General features: G+C 72.6%; 19 protein-coding genes. 11 read left to right on the top strand and 8 right to left on the bottom strand.

The features are described from left to right. Positions 1–126: 126 nt before the first annotated feature. The 5 genes from BSL84_RS16720 to BSL84_RS16740 form a co-directional block, all read right to left on the bottom strand. Positions 127–1,203, bottom strand: a complete 1,077-nt coding sequence (locus BSL84_RS16720) for an aspartate-semialdehyde dehydrogenase (RefSeq protein ID WP_030036536.1) — start codon at positions 1,201–1,203, stop codon at positions 127–129. Then, complete coding sequence (locus tag BSL84_RS16725) at positions 1,200–2,474, bottom strand: aspartate kinase (RefSeq protein ID WP_030036534.1); 1,275 nt, start codon at positions 2,472–2,474, stop codon at positions 1,200–1,202. The genes BSL84_RS16720 and BSL84_RS16725 overlap by 4 nt, the downstream gene beginning before the upstream one ends. A 120-nt stretch (positions 2,475–2,594) precedes the next feature. After that, complete coding sequence (locus BSL84_RS16730; RefSeq protein WP_030036530.1) at positions 2,595–3,242, bottom strand: DUF5063 domain-containing protein; 648 nt, start codon at positions 3,240–3,242, stop codon at positions 2,595–2,597. Further along, a complete protein-coding gene (gene recR / locus BSL84_RS16735) occupies positions 3,235–3,834 on the bottom strand; it encodes a recombination mediator RecR (protein WP_045320862.1) in 600 nt (199 codons plus the stop codon). Before recR ends, BSL84_RS16730 begins: the two co-directional genes overlap by 8 nt. A 55-nt stretch (positions 3,835–3,889) precedes the next feature. Then, the gene (locus tag BSL84_RS16740; protein WP_075970649.1) at positions 3,890–4,234 is read right to left on the bottom strand and encodes a YbaB/EbfC family nucleoid-associated protein; all 345 of its coding nucleotides are present in this window, start codon (positions 4,232–4,234) and stop codon (positions 3,890–3,892) included. 290 nt (positions 4,235–4,524) lie between these two features. Between BSL84_RS16740 and BSL84_RS16745 the strand changes: the two genes are divergently transcribed. Further along, entirely contained in the window at positions 4,525–5,271 is a 747-nt protein-coding gene (locus BSL84_RS16745; RefSeq protein ID WP_030036523.1) for an SLATT domain-containing protein, read from the top strand. Between the two features lie 40 nt (positions 5,272–5,311). Here BSL84_RS16745 and BSL84_RS16750 read toward each other — a convergent pair whose 3' ends face one another. From BSL84_RS16750 to BSL84_RS16760, 3 genes are all read right to left on the bottom strand, one after another. After that, the gene (locus BSL84_RS16750; protein WP_030036520.1) at positions 5,312–5,962 is read right to left on the bottom strand and encodes a hypothetical protein; all 651 of its coding nucleotides are present in this window, start codon (positions 5,960–5,962) and stop codon (positions 5,312–5,314) included. A gap of 101 nt (positions 5,963–6,063) precedes the next feature. After that, positions 6,064–6,729, bottom strand: a complete 666-nt coding sequence (locus BSL84_RS16755; protein ID WP_030036518.1) for a GntR family transcriptional regulator — start codon at positions 6,727–6,729, stop codon at positions 6,064–6,066. Positions 6,730–6,948: 219 nt separating this feature from the next. Then, positions 6,949–8,361: an aspartate aminotransferase family protein gene (locus tag BSL84_RS16760; RefSeq protein WP_079273217.1), complete on the bottom strand. Its 1,413-nt coding sequence runs from the start codon at positions 8,359–8,361 to the stop codon at positions 6,949–6,951. A gap of 270 nt (positions 8,362–8,631) precedes the next feature. On the opposite strand from BSL84_RS16760, the gene BSL84_RS16765 reads away from it, so the two are divergent. From BSL84_RS16765 to BSL84_RS16810, 10 genes are all read left to right on the top strand, one after another. After that, positions 8,632–9,264, top strand: a complete 633-nt coding sequence (locus BSL84_RS16765) for a DJ-1/PfpI family protein (protein ID WP_045320863.1) — start codon at positions 8,632–8,634, stop codon at positions 9,262–9,264. Continuing rightward, positions 9,257–9,826, top strand: coding sequence for a MarR family winged helix-turn-helix transcriptional regulator (locus BSL84_RS16770; protein WP_079273218.1), 570 nt, complete (start codon positions 9,257–9,259; stop codon positions 9,824–9,826). Before BSL84_RS16765 ends, BSL84_RS16770 begins: the two co-directional genes overlap by 8 nt. A 282-nt stretch (positions 9,827–10,108) precedes the next feature. Beyond that, entirely contained in the window at positions 10,109–11,668 is a 1,560-nt protein-coding gene (locus tag BSL84_RS16775; protein WP_075970650.1) for a serine/threonine-protein kinase, read from the top strand. A 378-nt stretch (positions 11,669–12,046) separates the two neighbouring features. After that, on the top strand, positions 12,047–13,003 hold the full coding sequence (locus BSL84_RS16780; RefSeq protein WP_075970651.1) for an alpha/beta hydrolase: 957 nt from the start codon (positions 12,047–12,049) through the stop codon (positions 13,001–13,003). Next, complete coding sequence (locus BSL84_RS16785; RefSeq protein WP_075970652.1) at positions 12,996–14,186, top strand: acyltransferase family protein; 1,191 nt, start codon at positions 12,996–12,998, stop codon at positions 14,184–14,186. Before BSL84_RS16780 ends, BSL84_RS16785 begins: the two co-directional genes overlap by 8 nt. Before the next feature lie 10 nt (positions 14,187–14,196). Then, entirely contained in the window at positions 14,197–15,546 is a 1,350-nt protein-coding gene (locus BSL84_RS16790) for a sensor histidine kinase (RefSeq protein WP_234308292.1), read from the top strand. Then, complete coding sequence (locus BSL84_RS16795; protein WP_030027637.1) at positions 15,543–16,214, top strand: response regulator; 672 nt, start codon at positions 15,543–15,545, stop codon at positions 16,212–16,214. The genes BSL84_RS16790 and BSL84_RS16795 overlap by 4 nt, the downstream gene beginning before the upstream one ends. Before the next feature lie 87 nt (positions 16,215–16,301). Then, positions 16,302–17,642, top strand: a complete 1,341-nt coding sequence (locus tag BSL84_RS16800; RefSeq protein ID WP_075970653.1) for a sensor histidine kinase — start codon at positions 16,302–16,304, stop codon at positions 17,640–17,642. Then, entirely contained in the window at positions 17,639–18,298 is a 660-nt protein-coding gene (locus tag BSL84_RS16805; protein ID WP_030027640.1) for a response regulator, read from the top strand. Before BSL84_RS16800 ends, BSL84_RS16805 begins: the two co-directional genes overlap by 4 nt. Before the next feature lie 28 nt (positions 18,299–18,326). After that, positions 18,327–19,538, top strand: a complete 1,212-nt coding sequence (locus tag BSL84_RS16810) for a cytochrome P450 (RefSeq protein WP_030027641.1) — start codon at positions 18,327–18,329, stop codon at positions 19,536–19,538. Position 19,539 lies beyond the last annotated feature (1 nt).

The raw sequence follows: 19,539 nt of genomic DNA on the forward strand, positions 1-19,539 counted from the left end.
GAAGCCCCACCGGAGAAATCCGTATTGCGCTCATGCGTACCCGCTCTTCCCGATTGCCCCGTCCAGCGAAACGGCAGTCGGGCCATCACCTTGATCAAGGGATCGGCACCGATCCTACAAAGCGAATTACGCAAATTCACCTGCGATCAGTTCCGCGATCCGTGTGGCATTCAGCGCCGCCCCCTGGCGGAGATTGTCCGCGCACACGAAGAACTCCAGGGCACAGGGGTCGTCGAGCGAGGCCCGCACCCGCCCCACCCAGGCAGGATCCGTCCCGGCAGCGTCGACGGGAGTGGGGAACTCCCCCGCCGCGGGGTCGTCCACGAGCACCACCCCGGGCGCGGCCTCCAGGATCTCCCGGGCGCGCGCCGCCTTCACCTCGTTGCGGAAGCCGGCCCGCACCGTCAGCGAGTCCCCGGTCAGCACCGGCACCCGCACGCACGTCACCGACACCGGGAGCGCCTCCAGCTGGAGGATCCGGCGGGTCTGCGTCCGTACGGCCAGCTCGTGCGAGGACCAGCCGTCCTCGTCCAGCTCGCCGCACCACGGTACGACGTTGAGCGCCAGGGGGGCCGCGAAGGGCCCCGTGTCCTCGCCCACGGCACGGCGCACGTCGCCCGGCTGCTCGCCCAGGACGGTCCCGGCGACCAGCGACAGCTGGCGGCGCAGTGCCTCGGAGCCGGCCCGGCCGGCGGCGCTGGCCGCCTGGTACGTGGAAACGGCCAGCTCGATCAGGCCGTACTCGGCGTGCAGCGCACCCAGGGAGGCGGCCATCGCCGCGGTGACGGTGTCCGGGGCGGCGACGATCCCGCGCGGCCGGATCCGTGCCGCGTGCGCGTTGATCTCGGGCACCACGAGCGGCACCTCGGGATCGTCCCGGAAGGCGGCGGACTGGTCGACGACGACCGCGCCGCGCGCGGTGACGACGGGGGCCCACCGGGCCGAGACCTCGGCCGGGGTCAGCAGGACCGCGACGTCGCCCGGCCCGAGGCCGTCGAAGGCGTCCTCGGTGAGGGCGAGCACCTCGCACTCCTGCCCTCGGACCGACAGCATGCGGCCGGCCGAGCGCGCGGAGGCGATCAGGCGTATGTCGCCCCAGACGTCCGCCCGCTGGGACAGCATCCGGAGCAGGACCGCACCGACCGCTCCGGTCGCCCCGACGACGGCGAGTGCCGGAGCCGGGGTCGACCGGGGCGCCGTCATCGTCCGGTGCCTCCGTAGACGACGGCCTCGTCGCTGTCGGAGTCGAGGCCGAAGGCCGTGTGCACCGCGCGGACGGCCTCGTTGACGTCGTCCTGGCGGGTCACGACCGAGATGCGGATCTCCGAGGTGGAGATCAGCTCGATGTTGACGCCCGCATCGGACAGCGCCTGGAAGAACGAGGCGGTGACGCCCGGGTTCGTCTTCATGCCGGCGCCGACCAGGGAGATCTTGCCGATCTGGTCGTCGTAGCGCAGGGAGTCGAAGCCGATCGCGGCCTTCGCCTTCTCCAGGGCGTCGATGGCCTTGTGGCCCTCGGCCTTGGGGAGGGTGAAGGAGATGTCGGTGAGGCCCGTCGAGGCCGCGGAGACGTTCTGCACGATCATGTCGATGTTGATCTCGGCGTCCGCGATGGCGCGGAAGATCGCCGCGGCCTCACCCGGCTTGTCCGGGACGCCGACGACCGTGATCTTGGCTTCGGAGACGTCGTGAGCGACTCCGGAGATGATGGCGTGCTCCACCTGCGCGTCCCCTTGCGGATTCTCGTTGCTGACCCAGGTGCCCGGCAGTCCGGAGAAGGACGAGCGGACGTGGATCGGGATGTTGTAGCGGCGCGCGTACTCGACGCAGCGGTGCAGCAGCACCTTGGACCCGGAGGCCGCCAGCTCCAGCATGTCCTCGGAGGAGATCCAGTCGATCTTCTTCGCCTTCTTCACGACGCGGGGGTCCGCGGTGAAGACGCCGTCGACGTCGGTGTAGATCTCGCAGACCTCGGCGTCCAGCGCCGCGGCGAGCGCCACGGCGGTGGTGTCCGAACCGCCTCGGCCCAGGGTGGTGATGTCCTTGGAGTCCGCGGACACGCCCTGGAAACCGGCGACGATGGCGATGTTGCCCTCGTCCAGCGCGGTGCGGATACGGCCCGGCGTCACATCGATGATGCGCGCCTTGTTGTGGACCGAGTCGGTGATGACGCCTGCCTGGCTGCCGGTGAACGACTGGGCCTCATGGCCAAGGTTTTTGATCGCCATGGCCAGCAGGGCCATGGAGATCCGCTCTCCGGCGGTCAGCAGCATGTCGAATTCGCGTCCGGCAGGCATCGGTGAAACCTGCTCGGCGAGATCGATCAGCTCGTCCGTCGTGTCGCCCATCGCGGAGACCACCACGACCACTTGGTGGCCGTTCTTCTTGGCGTCCACGATCCGCTTGGCGACGCGCTTGATGCCCTCGGCATCGGCTACGGAGGAGCCTCCGTACTTCTGCACGACAAGGCCCACGTGCGCTCCTCGCTCAGTCCGTCTCATTGCTGGTGCAGTCTAACGAGCGCCCGCGATCCGACCGCCCCGTACCGCATCATGAGACGAAAAGATCAAAGTCCGGGTTCCCGCGGCGGACGCTCACTTGCGGCCGAGGCCGCCGAGCTCCTGCGCCATCACCTGTCCCGCCTGCTCCGCGAGGTCGTCCTCGGTCAGGTCCTCGTCCGTGTCCAGGCCGTCCAGCGCCGCCAGCGGCTGGTCCAGGCGTACGTGCGAGATCAGGGACTGCAGGGCGCGCAGAGTGGCCGAGGCCGTCGGGCCCCAGTTGGTGAAGTACGAGAACTGCCACCACCACAGGGCCTCCGTGACGCGCCCCGCCTGGTGGTGGATGAGGCCGTGCCGCAGGTCCGCGACCACGTCGGCCAGGTCGTCGGAGATCCGGTGGGCGACCGGGGCCTTGCGCGGCTCGTAGGGGTCGAAGACCTCGGAGTACACGTCGACCGGCTCCAGCATGATCGCGAACCGCTCGCGCAGGTCGTCGACGTCCGGCTCGGGCCCGAGGTCCGGCTCGTAGCGCTCGTCCGGCAGTACGTCCTGGTACGCACCCAGCCGGCCGCCCGCCAGCAGCAGCTGCGACACCTCCAGCAGGAGGAAGGGCACCGCGCTGTCGGGGTCCTCGCCCTTGGCGACCTCGGTGACGGCGACGATGAACGACTCGATCTGGTCCGCGATCGAGGCGGCGAAGTCGTCCGGATCCTGGCCGATGGCGTGCAGCGTTGCGTCAGACATCGAGAAGTCGCCTTCCTTCAAAGGCCCGCCCCAGCGTGACCTCGTCCGCGTACTCCAGATCTCCCCCGACGGGGAGCCCGCTGGCCAGGCGGGTGACCTTCAGGCCCATGGGCTTGATCATGCGGGCGAGGTAGGTGGCGGTGGCCTCGCCCTCCAGGTTCGGGTCGGTGGCGAGGATCAGCTCGGTCACCTCGCCGTCCGCCAGGCGCGCCAGCAGCTCGCGGATGCGCAGGTCGTCCGGACCGACGCCCTCGATCGGGCTGATCGCGCCGCCGAGGACGTGGTACTTGCCCCGGAACTCGCGGGTCCGCTCGATCGCGACGACGTCCTTGGGCTCCTCGACGACACAGATGACCGACGCGTCCCGGCGCGGGTCGCGGCAGATGCCGCACCGCTCCTCCTGCGCCACGTTCCCGCACACGGCGCAGAAGCGGACCTTGTCCTTGACCTCCAGCAGCGCGTGCGCGAGGCGGCGGACGTCGGTGGGCTCGGCCTGCAGGATGTGGAAGGCGATCCGCTGCGCGCTCTTGGGCCCGACGCCGGGCAGCCTGCCCAGTTCGTCGATCAGGTCCTGGACCACGCCTTCGTACAACGGACTGCCTTCTTTCGTCTTGTGGGAGAGGAGCGGGGGACGCAGGAGGGTACAGCTAGAACGGCAGGCCCGGAATGCCGCTGCCGCCGCCCAGCCCCTGCGCGAGGGGGCCCAGCTTCTGCTGCTGGAGCGCCTGGGCGTTCTCGCCCGCGGCCTGGACCGCCGCGACGACGAGGTCGGCGAGGGTCTCGGTGTCCTGCGGGTCCACGGCCTTCGGGTCGATCACCAGCGCGCGCAGCTCGCCGGAGCCCGTGACGGTCGCCTTGACCAGGCCGCCGCCGGCCTGGCCCTCGACCTCGGTCCGCGCCAGCTCCTCCTGGGCCGCGGCGAGGTCCTGCTGCATCTTCTGGGCCTGCTGGAGCAGCTGCTGCATGTTGGGCTGGCCACCACCGGGAATCACGGGGCACTCACTTCCGTACGTCGGTACCGTCGGGTCCTTCGGGGCCCCGAGACCTGCGGAACGCTTGGTCAATCCGAGCCTACGTGCTCCCCGCGCGCCGCGCCCTACGCCGAGAGGACCAACTCTTTCGAGTGAGAGTCGGGGCATGCACGTACCTGATGGAGACCTCCTTGCGAGCGGAAAACGCGGGAATCGTCGCCCACCGCCCGCCATTCGAAGGTAGGAAGAGCATGCGCATCATTGCGCACACGCGCACCACCACACGTCAGCGCAGGCAGAGGGAGTGCCGGGTGAGCCAGCCGGAGATGCAGCCCGAGGGGCCACCCCGGGATCCCCGGGAGGAAGGCGGCGGACCGATGCAGGCGGGCGACCTGACCGGTCGGCCCTTCCCCCTCGGGGACTGGGGGGAGCCCGCCGAGCGGCTCGACGAGCTCTACCGGCGGGTCGAGGCCGACGCACTGCGCACCGCCGAGTGGTATCTGTCCGACCGGGCGTGGAAGCGCCGCGGGGCGCGCGTGCTGCGCGTCGGCGCTGCCCTGGGGGCCGTCACCGGCGCGGCGATGCCGGTCCTGGAGCTGACGGGCTCGGCGCCGGGCGGGTCGACGTACGGATACCTGGCGCTGCTGCTGGGCGCGGCCGCGCTGGCCTGCGACCGGTTCTTCGGACTGACGTCGGGGTGGATGCGGGACGTGGCCACCGCCCAGGCGGTGCAGCGCAGGCTCCAGACCCTCCAGTTCGACTGGGCGTCGGAGAACGTCCGCGAGGTGCTCGGCCCCACCGAGGGCACCGCCAGCGAGGCCGCCGAGCGGTGCCTGACCGTGCTGCGCCGCTTCTCCGAGGACATCACGGAGCTGGTGCGGTCCGAGACGGCGGACTGGATGGTGGAGTTCCGGTCCGGCCCGGCACCGCTGGTGATGCAGTCGCTGGGGGCCTCCGGGGGCCGCGCGGACCCGTACGTGCCGCCGGCCCGCTTCCCGCTGCCGCCGGGCACCCGCCCGAACATGCCGCGCCAGCGGCCGCCGGAGCAGCCGCGCTGATCCGGCCGCGGGGGCGGGACGCTGTCGCCCCGCCCGCCGGTCAGCTGAAGATGATCATCGAGCCCTGTCCGAGACTGCGCGTCGCCGCCGCGTGCAGTCCCAGCCAGACGTGCCGCTCACGGGCGAAGGGGCTGCCGTCGTACGGGATCGGTCCCGCGGGCTCCTCCAGCGCTGTCGGCCGCCCCGGCGGCGCCGGCGCCGCGGGCGGGTTCCCGGGGTCTATCCCGATGGCGGGGGCGACGAACAGCAGCTCCCGCAGCAGGCCCTGCGCGGACCCCAGCGGCCCGCCTCCGGCCAGCAGCTCCTCGTTCGCCAGCGGCACCGCGAAGTCGACCGGCACGTAGGCGCCCGCGTGGTCGTAGTGCCACACCAGGTGCGACTGCTGCGCGGTGGGCTCGAACATCTCCAGCAGCTGCTCGTAGTCCCCGCCCAGCTCGTCCACCGGGGTCACCGGCAGGCCGCAGAGCTGGAGCAGGTAGGCCCGTCTCAGGAAATGCAGGGCGTCGTAGTCGAAACCGGCGACCGGGGCGACGTCCCCGCTCAGACCCGGCATGTACGCGAACACGGGCACGGACGGGAGTCCGGCCTCACCCAGCGCCTTGTCGTACGAGGCGATCTCTTCCGCGAAGGGGTTGTCGGGGCTGTGGCACAGCACGTCGACAAGGGGGACCAGCCACAGGTCACAGGCCACTCGGCCTCCGATCAGTCGTTGTCGCCGATGCGGCCAGCGTAGTGCGCCGAACACCCTCCGCGAAGGGGTGCGCAGAACTACGGGACGCGGCGCACCCCCGGTCAGAGGCGGGCGGCCCAGGCCAGCGCGTGCTCGTTGTACCCCTGCACGATGCGGCGTACCGCGTCGGCGTCCGCCAGCGTCACGGCGTCCACCAGGGCGCTGTGCCCGTCCCAGAGCGCGTCGCGCAGCTGCTCCTCGCGCTGGAGGTGGGGGACGGCGAAGACCCAGCACTGCACGCGGATGCGGTGCAGGAACTCGGTGATGTAGGGGTTGGCCACCAGCCCGCTCAGCTCCCGCCAGAAGCGCAGGTCGTAGCCGATCAGCACTTCCAGGGAGCCGCTCTCGGCCGCCCTGCGCGCCTCCTCGCCCCGGCGGCGCACCGACACCAGCATCTCGCCGGAGCCGGGGGCGGTGCCCCGCTCGGCGAGGCGGCGGAAGATTCCGTCCACGACCAGCGCACGGGCTTCGATCATTCCGCGGAAGTCGTCGACCGTGAGGATCCGCACGCGGAAGCCGCGGTGCTGGACCAGTTCGAGGAGCCCCTGCGCCGAGAGGTCCACGAGCGCCTCGCGGACCGGAGTCGCGGAGACCTCGTACTGCTCGGCTATCTGCTTGACGGTGAACTCGGTCCCCGGAGGCAGGCGTCCCGCGAGCACCTCGTCACGCAGCGCGTCCGCGATCTGCTGGCGAAGTGTGTTGCGGGTGACAGCGCCGCTGCCTGGCATAGGGGTCCGTCTCCTGTCGTAGAGCTCTGGACACCATAGGCCAGACAGCGAGGCCGAAACCGGACGGTTGGTGGTGGTTATGTGTGGATCCGACCTGCTGTGAAGACGAGAATCACACCGGCGTGAACCGGCCACCGCCACCCGACCGCGACTGACCGCCGTCGGGCCGCCGTGTCAGGCGGTTCAGGCAGTTCAGGCGGTTCAGTCGGATCAGGCGGTTCAGGCGGTGGTGTGGCGGTCGGCGATGGTCAGCGCCTCGTCCAGCAGGGCCAGGCCCTCCTTCGCCTCCGCCTCCGTGACAGTGCACGGGGGGACCACGTGGGTGCGGTTCATGTTCACGAACGGCCACAGCCCGGACGCCTTGCAGGCCGCCGCGAACTCGGCCATCGGGGCGTTGTCCGCACCGGCCGCGTTGTACGGGACGAGCGGCTCGCGCGTCCCCTTGTCCCGTACGAGCTCCAGGGCCCAGAAGGCGCCCAGGCCGCGGACCTCGCCGACCGACGGGTGGCGCTCGGCGAGCTCGGCGAGCGCCGGGCCGAGCACGTTCTCACCGAGGTGGGCGGCGTGCTCGACGACTCCCTCCTCCTCCATCGCGTTGATCGTCGCGACAGCGGCGGCGCAGGCCAGGGGGTGGCCGGAGTACGTCAGACCGCCCGGGTACGGGCGTGTGGCGAAGGTCTCGGCGATGGCGCCCGAGATGGCCACGCCGCCGAGCGGCACGTAGCCGCTGTTGACGCCCTTGGCGAAGGTGATCAGGTCGGGGGTGACGCCCCAGTGCTCGGCGGCGAACCACGTGCCGGTCCGGCCGAAGCCGGCCATGACCTCGTCGAGGATGAAGACGATGCCGTGGCGGTCGCAGAGCTCGCGGACGCCCGCGAGGTAGCCGGCGGGCGGGACCATGATGCCGGCGGTGCCGGGGACGGTCTCCAGGATGATCGCCGCGATGGACTGCGGGCCCTCGAAGGCGATGGTGTCGGCGAGGTGCGCGAGGGCGCGCTCGCACTCCTCGGCCTCGGTGGTCGCGTGGAAGGCGGAGCGGTAGAGGTAGGGGCCCCAGAAGTGCACGACGCCGGCGGCGGCCGTGTCGGACGGCCAGCGGCGCGGGTCGCCGGTGAGGTTGATCGCCGCGGCGGTGGCGCCGTGGTAGGAGCGGTAGGTGGAGAGCACCTTTGCGCGACCCGTGTGCAGACGGGCCATGCGGACGGCGTTCTCGACGGCCTCGGCACCGCCGTTGGTGAAGAAGATCTTGTCCAGGTCGCCGGGGGTCCGCTCGGCGATGAGGCGTGCGGCCTCGGAGCGCACGTCGACGGCGAAGCCGGGCGCGAGGGTGCAGAGCCGGGCGGCCTGCTCCTGGATCGCGGCGACGACCTTGGGGTGCTGGTGGCCGATGTTGGTGTTCACCAGCTGGGAGGAGAAGTCGAGGTAGCGCTTGCCCTCGTAGTCCCAGAAGTAGGAGCCCTCGGCCCCCGCGACGGCGAGCGGGTCGATCAGGGCCTGGGCGGACCAGGAGTGGAAGACGTGCTTGCGGTCCGCGTCCTTCACGGCGGCAAGGGTGTGCGAGGCACGCGGGGCGTGCTGGGGCTGCGGGGCGTGCTGGGGCTGCGAGGCGTGCGGCGCGACATGAGGGGTCATGGCGACACGCTAGAAGTGCGCAGGTGGGGAGGGATATCGGCGGACTGTCTGGGGGTGGCGGTCCGGTCTCGGCAGTCTGTCCGCGCCCCTGAAGGGCCCGCTCCACATCTTGACAGCATTCTGTCGATATGACAGTCTCTTGTCATAGGCGCTTTTCTCGGCAGAGCCGCCCGACCACCGGACCGTCCCTACAGACCCGTCCTGGCCTGCTCGGACCCCACCGCGAGCGCCGCAGGCACCTGGCACCACCGACGCTGGAGGCGACACACCATGAGCGAGACCGCCGCACACAAGCCCGTCCACCTCGCGGTCTACGACACCTACGCGGACTGGGAGACCGGCCACACCACCGCGCACCTCACCCAGCGCGGCCACGTCGTGCGGACGGTCGGCCCCGCCGCAGACGCGCCCGTCACCACCATGGGCGGCATCCGCATCCAGCCTGACCTGGGTCTCGCCGATCTGCGACCGGAGGACTCCTCGCTGCTGATCCTCACCGGCGCCTCCCTGTGGGACACCGGCGACGAGCTGGCGCCCTTCGCGGCGAAGGCCCGGGAGTTCCTGGCCGCCGGGGTGCCGGTGGCGGCGATCTGCGGGGCCACCGCCGGCCTCGCCCGCGAGGGCCTGCTGGACGACCGCGCCCACACCAGCGGGGTCTCCTTCTATCTGGCGGAGCAGCCGGGCTACGGCGGCGCCGAGCGCTACGTCGAGGCGGACGCGGTGACCGACGGGGACCTGATCACGGCGGGCCCGACGGAGCCGGTCGCCTTCGCCCGCGAGGTCTTCGCCCGCCTGGGCGTCTACAAGCCGGACGTACTGGACGCCTGGTACGGCCTCTTCCACGACTCGGACGAGAGTGCGTACCCGGTCCTGATGGCGGCATCGGCGGCGGGCGATGCCTGAGCCGCTGACGGCCGCCGGGGCGGCCCGCACCACCCGGCAGGACCTGCTGAGCCGCACCGCGCTCGGGGTGTTCCGGCTGAACGGCCAGTTCCTCTCCCTCTCCGAGGAGCTGGCACGGCCGGCCGGGCTCACCGCCGCCTGGTGGCAGGTGCTGGGAGCGGTGCTGCGGGAGCCGCTGCCCGTCGCGGGGATCGCCCGGAGCATGGGAATCACCCGGCAGAGCGTCCAGCGCATCGCGGACCTGCTCGTCGCCAAGGGCCTCGCGGAGTACGCGCCGAACCCCGCCCACCGGCGGGCGAAGCTGCTGCGGCCGACGGAGGAGGGCCGCGCGGCTGTGGACCGGATCGGCCCGGGGCACGCGGCGATGGCCGCCCGCCTCGCGGCGGAACTGGGCGACACGGCCTTCGCGGAGACGGTCCGGGCGCTGGAGCGCCTCGCCGCGGCGCTGGACACCCTGCCCGCGCCGCGCGACCCGGCGGACATGGACGACCCGGGGGACGCCGCCGCTCAAGGGGATGTCGCCGCTCAAGGGGTTGCTGCCGCACCGGGTGAGCCGGCTTAGGGGGTGGCCGGCGGGTCAGGGGCGGACAGCCCGAGGCCCGGCCCTGATCCGCCGCACACCCCCTGAAGGGCCGGCTCGGGGTTGTCCGGCGCGTGCCGGGTTCGGCCCCGTCCGGCCTTTCCGGCGTTCGGGCTTGCCCGGCCCGGCCTTTCCGGCTGGCCCGGCTTGGCCTTCCTTCCGGTTTCGGACCGCGGGGGCGCCCGCCGGCGGGCAACCGGCGGGCGCCCCCCGCCGTCCTTCCCAGCGGAGCTGTTCGGCCAGCAGGGGGAGGACCACCCGGCCATGGAACAACTGCATCCGCACGACCCGCACCGCATCGGCCCCTACCGCCTGCTCTCACGGCTCGGCGCCGGAGGCATGGGCCAGGCCTACCTCGCCCGCTCCGACCGCGGCCGCACCGTCGCGGTCAAGCTCGTCCACCTCGGGCTCGCCGCCCGCGAGGAGTTCCGCATCCGGTTCCGCCAGGAGGTCGACGCGGCCCGGCGGGTCGGCGGCGAGTGGACCGCCCCGGTCCTCGACGCCGACACCGAGGCGCCGACCCCCTGGTTCGCCACCGGCTACGTCGCCGGCCCGAGCCTGCGCCGGGTCGTGGCCCACGACTTCGGCCCGCTGCCGGACCGATCCGTACGGGTCCTGGCCGCGGGCCTCGCGCACGCCCTCCAGGACATCCACCGCGCCGGCATCGTCCACCGCGATCTGAAGCCCTCGAACGTGCTGATCACCCTCGACGGGCCCCGCGTCATCGACTTCGGCATCGCCCGCGCCCCGGCAGGGTACGGCGCCGGCCTGACCCGGATCGGCGAAGTCATCGGCTCCCCCGGCTTCATGGCCCCCGAGCAGATCCGCGGCGAACCGGCGACCACCGCCTGCGACGTCTTCTGCCTCGGCGCGGTCCTGGCCTACGCGGCCACCGCCCGGCTGCCCTTCGGGGACGCGACGCAGCCGGGCGGCCTTCCCGCCCTTCTGCTGCGCAGCACCGAAGCGGAGCCCGACCTGGCCGGCGTACCGGCCGAGCTGCTGGACCTCGTACGGGACTGTCTGCACCCGGATCCGGCGGCGCGGCCGGGGCCCGCCGAGGTACTGGCCCGGGTCGGCGCCGACGGCACCGTGGCCGACGGGAGGGCCCTGGAGCCCTGGCTGCCGACCCCGCTGGTGGCGGGGCTCGGGCGGCACGCCGTACGGCTGCTGGACCGTGAGGACGCCGGGCCGGACCGTGCGGTGCCGGCGCCGCCGATGCTGCCGCCCTCCTACTCCGCGTGCCCGCCGCCGGAACCGGAACCTCTGCCCCGGCCCCGGACGGCGCCCACTGCCCTGCTCCTCGCCGTCGCCGCTGTCGTCGGGGGCCTGTCGGCCGGCACCGTCTACGCGGTCATGAGCGGGGCGGAGGATCCGCGACCGCCCGTCACGAGTTCCCGTACACCGGCGGCGGGCGCATCGGGCCCGCCGGCCGCTGCAGCTTCCGCTTCGGCTTCCGATTCCGCTTCCGTCGTGGGGTCCGCGCCGGCCTCGCCGCCGGGGGCCGGCAGGCTGCCCGAGGAGTACGTCGGCAGCTGGCAGGCCGTCCGTGGCAGCCAGATCTGGCGGCTCACCCTCGCCCCCGGCGGCATCGGCGAGCAGGTGATGTCCCTGGCCGTGCAGGACCCCGGTTTCGCCTGTGCATGGACCGCCGCACTGCGCAGCGCCACCGACCCCGTGGAGCTGGACGCCTCCACCGTCACCTCGGGCGCCCCGCCGACCTGTACGGCGGGCAGCCGGAGCAGGCTCCGGCTGCTGCCCGACGGCGCCCTGCGCAGGGAGCTCGCGGGCGGTGGAAGTCCCCCGCTCGACTACCGCAGGCGGTGACCGGCACGGCTCGTGTCGAGGTCGGCAAGCGGGGAACCGACCCCGTCAGGACCCCGCTCCGAGCGCGGCGGGGCGGGGCGGGGTGCCTCCGAAGTATCCCCCGTCATACCTGAGAGCTACGCGCGAACACGGCTCTGCGGCGGGACGCCGATGAAAGGTCCGGATTCCTAACTTCTGTGGTGGAGAGGGGCACTGACGACCCTTCCGGACCACGGGGGACACACCATGAAGACGGCGACGGCCACGGCCACGGCAGCTGCGAGTGCGCGTGCGGCTGCGACGACACGGGCGGCGGGTACGGCCCGCGCTGCGGGGGCGGCCCGGGCTGCGGGGGCGGCCGGCGGAGTCGGCGCGAGCGGAGTGCTGTGCGGGTCCGGGATGGCGGGAGCTCGGGCGCGGGGTGGGCGGCTGCGCCGGGCGCTGCTGGCGTCGCTGGTCGCGGCGGCCGTGGTCGTCCCGGTGTCCGCCGCCGCCTCCGCAGAGGCTCCCGCGCCGGCGCCCGCCGCGTTCGCCGAGGCCGCCCCGCCCGAGGAGCGGTATGCCGCCAACCGCGACAACCTCGCCGAGGCGGTCCGGATGGCGCAGGCCGCCGGCCGCCCCGGCCGGGCCGGCCGGCTGCGGGACATGGCGGCGGGCGGCACGGCGCAGTTCCTCGCCTTCGACGGACGCGGCCGGGGCCGGGCCGTCGAGGTGTTCGGCGAGCTGGAGACCGCCGAGCGGATCGCCGTCCTGGTGCCCGGCTCCGACACCACCCTCGATACGTACGAGAGGTTCCGGTCCGGGGCGATAGCCCTCCAGCAGCGTCTCCAGGCGGGGAATCCGCGTTCCGCCGTGGTCGCCTGGCTCGGGTACGACACTCCCGGAACGGTCAGCACGACCGTGCTGACCGCCGGCAGGGCCGACGAGGCAGCCGCCGAACTGGCGCCCTTCCTGGAGCGGTTGCGGGACATGGCAGCGCCCGGATCCCGGCTGTCGCTGCTCTGCCACTCCTACGGCTCCGTCGTCTGCGCCCGGACGCGGACGGGCCCCGCCGTCGGCGACATGGCCTTGTACGGCAGTCCGGGCACGGGGGCCGGGTCCGTCCGGGAGCTGTCGACCGGCGCCCGGGTATGGGCGGGGCGCGGCGACGCCGACTGGATATCCGGCGTGCCACATGTCCGGCTCGGCGGGGTCGGCTTCGGCACCGACCCGGTCGATCCCGCCTTCGGGGCCCGGAGCTTCGCCGCCGGAGGCGGCGGCCACAGCGACTACCTGAAGGCGGGAAGCGGTTCCCTGGACGCCCTGGCCGCGATCGTCCTCGGTACTGCTCCCTCCCAGGGGGCCTCCCATGCCTGAGCTCCGCGCCCGCTGGGCCGCGCTGGCGGCGGGCATCGACGCGGCCACGCCGGCCGGCCGGGACCGGGCCGTGGACGCGCTCCGGGCCCTCGCGATCCTCGGGGTGGTGCTGGGCCACTGGCTCGTCACCTCCCTGACGGCCGCCGACGGCGGTCTGCGCGTCACCAGCCCACTGGTGCAGCTGCCCTGGCTGGCGCCGGTGTCCTGGGTGTTCCAGACACTGGCCGTCTTCTTCCTGGTCGGCGGCCGTGTCGCCGTCGTCGGGTACGCCTCGGCGCGTGAGCGGGGTGTCTCGTACGGGGCCTGGGTCGGGCAGCGGCTGGGCCGGCTGTTCCGGCCGGTCGCCGCGGTGCTCGTCCTGTGGACCGTCGTCGCGGGCGGGATGCTCCTCGGCGGGGCGGGAGTCGACACGGTGCGGACGCTGGTCAAGCTGGTCCTGTCGCCGCTGTGGTTCCTGGTGGTGTTCGCCGTACTCACCGCCGCGACCCCGGTCGTGGCCCGGCTGAGTCCGCTGTGGCCGGCCGCCGTGGTGGCGGGGATCGACCTGTGGCGCTTCGGAGCGGGCGGGCCCGAGTGGATCGGCTGGGTCAACGTGGCCGCGGGCTGGCTCGTGCCCTTCACTCTGGGCGCCGCGTGGGCGCGCGGATCCCTCGCCGGGCGCGGCCGGCTCTGGCTTCTGGTCGGCGCCGGCGCCGCGGCCACCGCATCGCTGGTCCTGTGGGGCGGCTATCCGGCGTCCATGGTGGGCGTGCCGGGAGCGGCCGTGTCGAACCTGAACCCGCCGACCCTCGCCGCGGTCGCGTTCGGACTGGCCCAGTGCGGGCTGGCCCTGCTGGTCCGCGACCGGCTGGCCCGGCTCATGGCGCGGCCGTCGGCCTGGGCGAAGGTGGCCTTGCTGAACCTGTCCGCCATGACGGTCTTCCTCTGGCACCAGACCGCCATGATGGCCGTGACCGCCTCGGGGCTGCTGGTCTCGGCCGACCTTCCCGGACTGCACACCGTGCCCGACTCCGTGGGCTGGGTGGCGGCCCGGATGGTGTGGCTTCCGGTGTTCGCGGCCGCGCTGGGGCTCTGCTGGGCGGCGTTCCGCGTCCACGAACAGACCCGGCGCCCCCGGCCGGTCCCGGTCACCACCGCCCGCCGTGTGCCGGGCGGTCCCACCAGGGAGATCACCCATGCCTAGGCTGGCCGACGTGAACGATCAGCGTGTGCACCCGGCCGAGCCGCAGGCCTCCGAAGCCGCGGCGGGAGCCGGACCGCGTCTGGCGTTGGCTCTGGAGCTGACCACGATGCGGCGCGATCCGCTCCCCAGGATGGCCAGACCCCGGTGGCTGGCCCGGCTGCCGCACGTATTCGTCGCCTATGCCGCCGTGTTCTTCGGGTTCCTCACCACCGAGCAGCTCATGGACCACTACCACGTCAAGGGCGGCCCCCCGCTGGCCGTGGCGCTGTTGACCGGGCTGTCCATCTGGCTGGCCATGTTCCGCCCGATCGCCGCCTGGTGGCTCGCCCTGTTCACCGCGGGCTGGATCGCCTGGATGATCCACGGCCACGTCGGGCAGGGCCAGACCTGGCCCTGGACACCCGGCGGGATGTTCGCGTTCGCGCCCGTGCTGCTGCTGGTCGCCCTCCGGGTGCCGCCGCGGGTGACCATATGGGTCGTCGGCATCTCCGTCGCCCTCACCGGGGCGGCCGAGCTGACCCTCCATCCGGACGGAAGCCAGATCTCCTCCATGGCGGTCACCGTCCTCTTCGGCTTCGTCGGGCTCCTCGGGTACGCGCTGCGCGCCCTGCGGCTGGCCCGCGGCGAACTGGTCGAGCAGGAGACCCTCACCGCCGAGGAGCGCGCCCGGCGCACCGTGCTGGAGGAGCGCAGCCGCATCGCCCGCGAGCTGCACGACGTCGTCGCACACCACATGTCGGTGATCTCCATCCAGGCGCAGGTCGCCCCGCACCTCGTGGAGAACCCTTCGGAGGAACTCAAGGAGAACCTGGCGGGCATCCGGGAGAACGCCTTGGATGCCCTCACGGAGTTGCGGCGGGTACTGGGCGTGCTGCGCTCCGAGCAGCCCGGAGATCCCGCGGCGCCTCAGCATCCGCAGCCCACCCTGGCCGAGTTGGACGCCCTCGTGGACAACGTGCGCGGCGCGGGGCTCGACGTCACCACCGCGGTCGCGGGCATCCGGCGGACCTTGGCGCCCGGCGTGGAGCTCACCGCGTACCGGATCGTGCAGGAGGCGTTGAGCAACTGCCTGCGCCACGCGCCCGGTTCGCAGGTGGAGGTCGGGGTCGCGTACGGGCCGCGCGAACTGCACCTGTGCGTCGCCAACAGCGCGCCGTCCCGGCCGGCCCCGCCCTCACAGGGGGCGGGGCACGGGCTGCTGGGGATGCGGGAGCGGGCGGGCATGCTGGGCGGTGAACTGGCCGCCGGACCCCGCCCCGACGGCGGGTACGAGGTCAGCGCAGTGCTTCCGACAGATCCCCAGAACCGGCAGGCCGGCCACGCCCCGGCCGCGGGTCACGAGACGAAGAAGGCCCCATGAGGACCCCGATCAAGGTGATGATCGCCGACGACCAGATGATGGTGCGGCAGGGCTTCACCGTGCTTCTCGACGCCCAGCCCGACATAGAGGTCGTGGGGCAGGCCGTGGACGGGGCGGACGCCGTCGCGAAGGTCGCCGAGCTGGCCCCGGACGTGGTGCTGATGGACATCCGCATGCCCGGCATGGGCGGCATCGAGGCCACGTCCGTGATCACCCGCGTTCCCGGCGCCGCGGTGAAGGTGCTCGTGCTGACCACCTTCGACCTCGACGAGTACGTGTACGAGGCGCTGCGGGCCGGTGCCTCCGGCTTCCTGCTGAAGGACGCCTCGGCCGATCAGCTCGCGGAAGCGGTGCGGGTGGTGGCGGCCGGCGAGGCGCTGCTCTCGCCGAACATCACGAAGCGGCTGATCACGGAGTTCTCCCGGCTCGGGGCGCCGCGCGCGCCGTCCGTGGCCCGGATCGACGTGCTGACCGAGCGGGAGACCGAGGTGCTGTCGCTGATCGCCCAGGGCCTGTCGAACGCTGAGATCTCCGAGCATCTGGTCCTGGCCGAGCAGACGGTGAAGACGCATGTGAGCCGGATCCTGGTGAAGCTGGGCCTGCGGGACCGCACGCAGGCCGCGGTGTTCGCGTACGAGAGCGGTCTGATCCGTCCGGCGGGCTACTGACGGACCCGTGTAGTACCTGAGAGGGACCCGGAGAAATCCCCTTCAGCGGCGACGCGGACGAAGGCGGCGCGGACCTAGGTTGTGCGTATGACCGAGACGACCACCGGGGGGACAGCCCGGACGCCTGAATTCCGACTGGCATCGGAGGTGATCGCGACCCTGCGTCAGGACCTCGTCACCGATGCCTTCGCCTACCGGCCGCTGCCCTTGGCGGAGGGTCCCGGGCGCTTCTCGCGGCGGCTGCCCAAGGGGATAGGCCGGTATGCGCCGTGGCGGCGGCATGCGGCGGTGGGCGCGCTGGCCTTCGTGGCGGTGCTGTTCACGACGGAGGGGCAGTCGAGCTACCTGGGCGATCTGGGCCGGTTCGTCATGGGGCTGATCGCCGCGGCCCCGGTCCTGATGACGCTGGTGCGGCCGGTGGGTGCCTGGTGGGCGGCCGTCGCGATGACGGTGGTGCTGGCCGCTCTCGGCGGCGACAGCTTGCCGTGGACGCCGGGCGCCTTCTTCTCCTATATCGCGGTGCTGGTGCTCGTCACGCTGCGGACCGGTCCCCGGGTGGCCGCCTGGATGTGGGCGCTGACCCTCGCGCTGGGCACCGCCCTGTCCGTGGTGTTCACCGGCGAGTGGGGCTCGAACATGCCGGTGATGGCGGTGACCTCGGCGTTCGCCCTGGTGATCGCGAGCAGTATCCAGATACGCCGGCACGCCAAGGCCGAGGTCACCGCTCAGCAGGAGGTCACGGCCGTCGAGCGGGACAAGCGGACGCTGCTGGAGGAGCGGACCACCATCGCACGGGAGTTGCACGACGTGGTGGCGCACCACATGTCGGTGGTGGCGATCCAGGCGGAGGCCGCCCCGTACCGGGTGAAGAATCCGCCGCCGGAGCTGGAGGCGGCGTTCGCCACCATCCGGGAGAACGCGGTGGCCGCTCTGACGGAGCTGCGGCGGGTGCTCGGTGTGGTGCGCTCCGCGGACTACGAGGCTCCGGAGGCGCCGCAGCCGACGCTGGCCTCGCTGGACGGGCTGCTGGCGAATGTGCGCGAGGCGGGGCTCAGTGTGGAGAAGACGGTGACGGGTGCGGTGCGGGAGCTGCCGCAGGGCGTGGAACTGTCGGCGTACCGGATCATCCAGGAGGCCCTGAGCAACGCCCTGCGGCACGCGCCGGGCGCGGCGGCCGGGGTGGAGGTGTCGTATGTGCTGGGCGGGCTGGGGATACGGGTCGTCAACGAGGCGCCGACCGGGGATGTGCGGCCCTCGCCGGGGGCCGGCCACGGGATCACCGGGATGCGGGAGCGGGTGGCGATGCTGGAGGGGGAGATGACGGCCGGGCGGACGGAGTCCGGCGGGTACGAGGTCGCGGTGTTCATACCGGTGCGCGGCCGGTCCGAGCCGGAGCCGGAGCCGGAGCCGCGGGAAGGCATGGCATGACGATCAAGGTGCTGATCGTCGACGACCAGATGATGGTCCGTGAGGGGTTCTCCGTACTGCTGAACGCCATGGACGGCATCGAGGTGGTGGGCGAGGCGGTCGACGGCCGGGAGGCCATCGCCCAGGTGGCGGCGCTGCGGCCGGACGTGGTGCTGATGGACATCCGGATGCCGCAGATGAACGGCCTGGAGGCGACGCGGGAGATCGTGGCCGCGGACACGGACGCGAAGGTGCTGGTCCTGACGACCTTCGACCTCGACGAGTACGTGTACCAGGCGCTGCGGGCGGGTGCTTCCGGATTCCTGTTGAAGGACGCTTCGGCCCGTCAACTGGCGGACGGGGTGAGGGTGGTGGCTGCCGGTGAGGCGCTGCTGGCGCCTTCGGTGACGAAGCGTCTGATCGCGGAGTTCTCGAAGATCTCAGAGGCGCGCAAGCTGGCGGATCCGGCGGGGGTGGGTGAGCTGACGGAGCGGGAGACGGAGGTGCTGATCCTGATCGCGCAGGGGTTGTCCAACGTGGAGATAGCCGGCCGGCTGATCGTGGCGGAGTCGACCATCAAGACCCATGTGAGCCGGATCCTGGTGAAGCTGGGCCTGCGGGACCGGACGCAGGCGGCGGTGTTCGCCTATGAGACCCGGCTGGTGACACCGGCCTGATCCGTCGGACACCCCTTAGTCTGCGGGGATGGGCTTTGATCCGTGGGATGCCGCGTTCGTCGCCGATCCGTACCCGGCTTACCGGGAGTTGCGGGAGCAGGGGCGGGCCATCTGGTGTGAGGCCACCGGGCAGTGGCTGGTGCCGCACTACGCCGACGTGAGTGCGCTGCTGCGCGACCGGCGGCTGGGGCGGACCTACCTGCACCGGTTCTCGCACGAGGAGTTCGGGCGGGAGGCGCCGCCGCCGGAGCACGAGCCGTTCCATGTGCTCAACGGCAACGGCCTGCTGGACCTGGAGGATCCCGCGCACGCGCGGGTGCGCAGGCTGGTGGCGAAGGCCTTCACTCCGCGGACGGTGGAGCGGCTGGTGCCCTCCGTACGGCGGATGGCCGGGGAGTTGGTGGGCCGGCTGCTCGCGGACGGGGGCGGGGACCTGCTCGCCACCGTCGCGGAGCCGCTGCCGGTGGCCGTGATCGCGGAGCTGCTGGGTGTGCCGGAGGCGGACCGCGGGCTGCTGCGGCCCTGGTCGGCGGACATCTGCGGGATGTTCGAGCTTCGGCCGGACGAGGAGACGGCGAGGCGCGCGGTGCGGGCTTCCGTCGACTTCAGCGCCTACCTGCGGGAGCTGATCGCCGAGCGGCGTACGCGCCCCGGGGAGGATTTGATCTCCGGGTTGATCGCCGCCCACGATGACGAGGGGCGGCTCAGCGAGCAGGAGATGGTCTCCACGTGCGTCCTCCTGTTGAACGCCGGGCACGAGGCCACCGTGAACACCACGGCCAACGGGTGGTGGGCGCTGTTCCGCAACCCCGATCAGCTCGCCGCGCTCCGCGCCGGCGGCCGCGATCCCGAGAAGTTGTCCACAGCTGTGGATGAACTCATGCGGTACGACACTCCGCTGCAGATGTTCGAGCGGTGGGTGCTGGACGACATCAGCGTGGGCGGCACCGAGATCCCCCGCGGAGCTGAAGTCGCACTGCTGTTCGGTTCCGCGAACCGGGATCCCGCGCGTTTCGAGGACCCCGACGCGCTGGACCTCGCCCGGGCCGACAACCCCCACCTGGCCTTCGGCGCCGGGATCCACTACTGCCTGGGGGCACCGCTGGCGCGGCGGGAGCTGGAGGCGTCGTTCGGCGCGCTGCTCGCGGACGGGGTCCCGCCGCTACGGCTGGCCGAGGAGCCGCAGTGGCGGGACGGATACGTCATCCGCGGGCTGGAACGCCTGCTCGTGGAGTTCTGAC

It is taken from the genome of Streptomyces sp. TN58, from assembly GCF_001941845.1.
Taxonomy (GTDB): domain Bacteria; phylum Actinomycetota; class Actinomycetes; order Streptomycetales; family Streptomycetaceae; genus Streptomyces.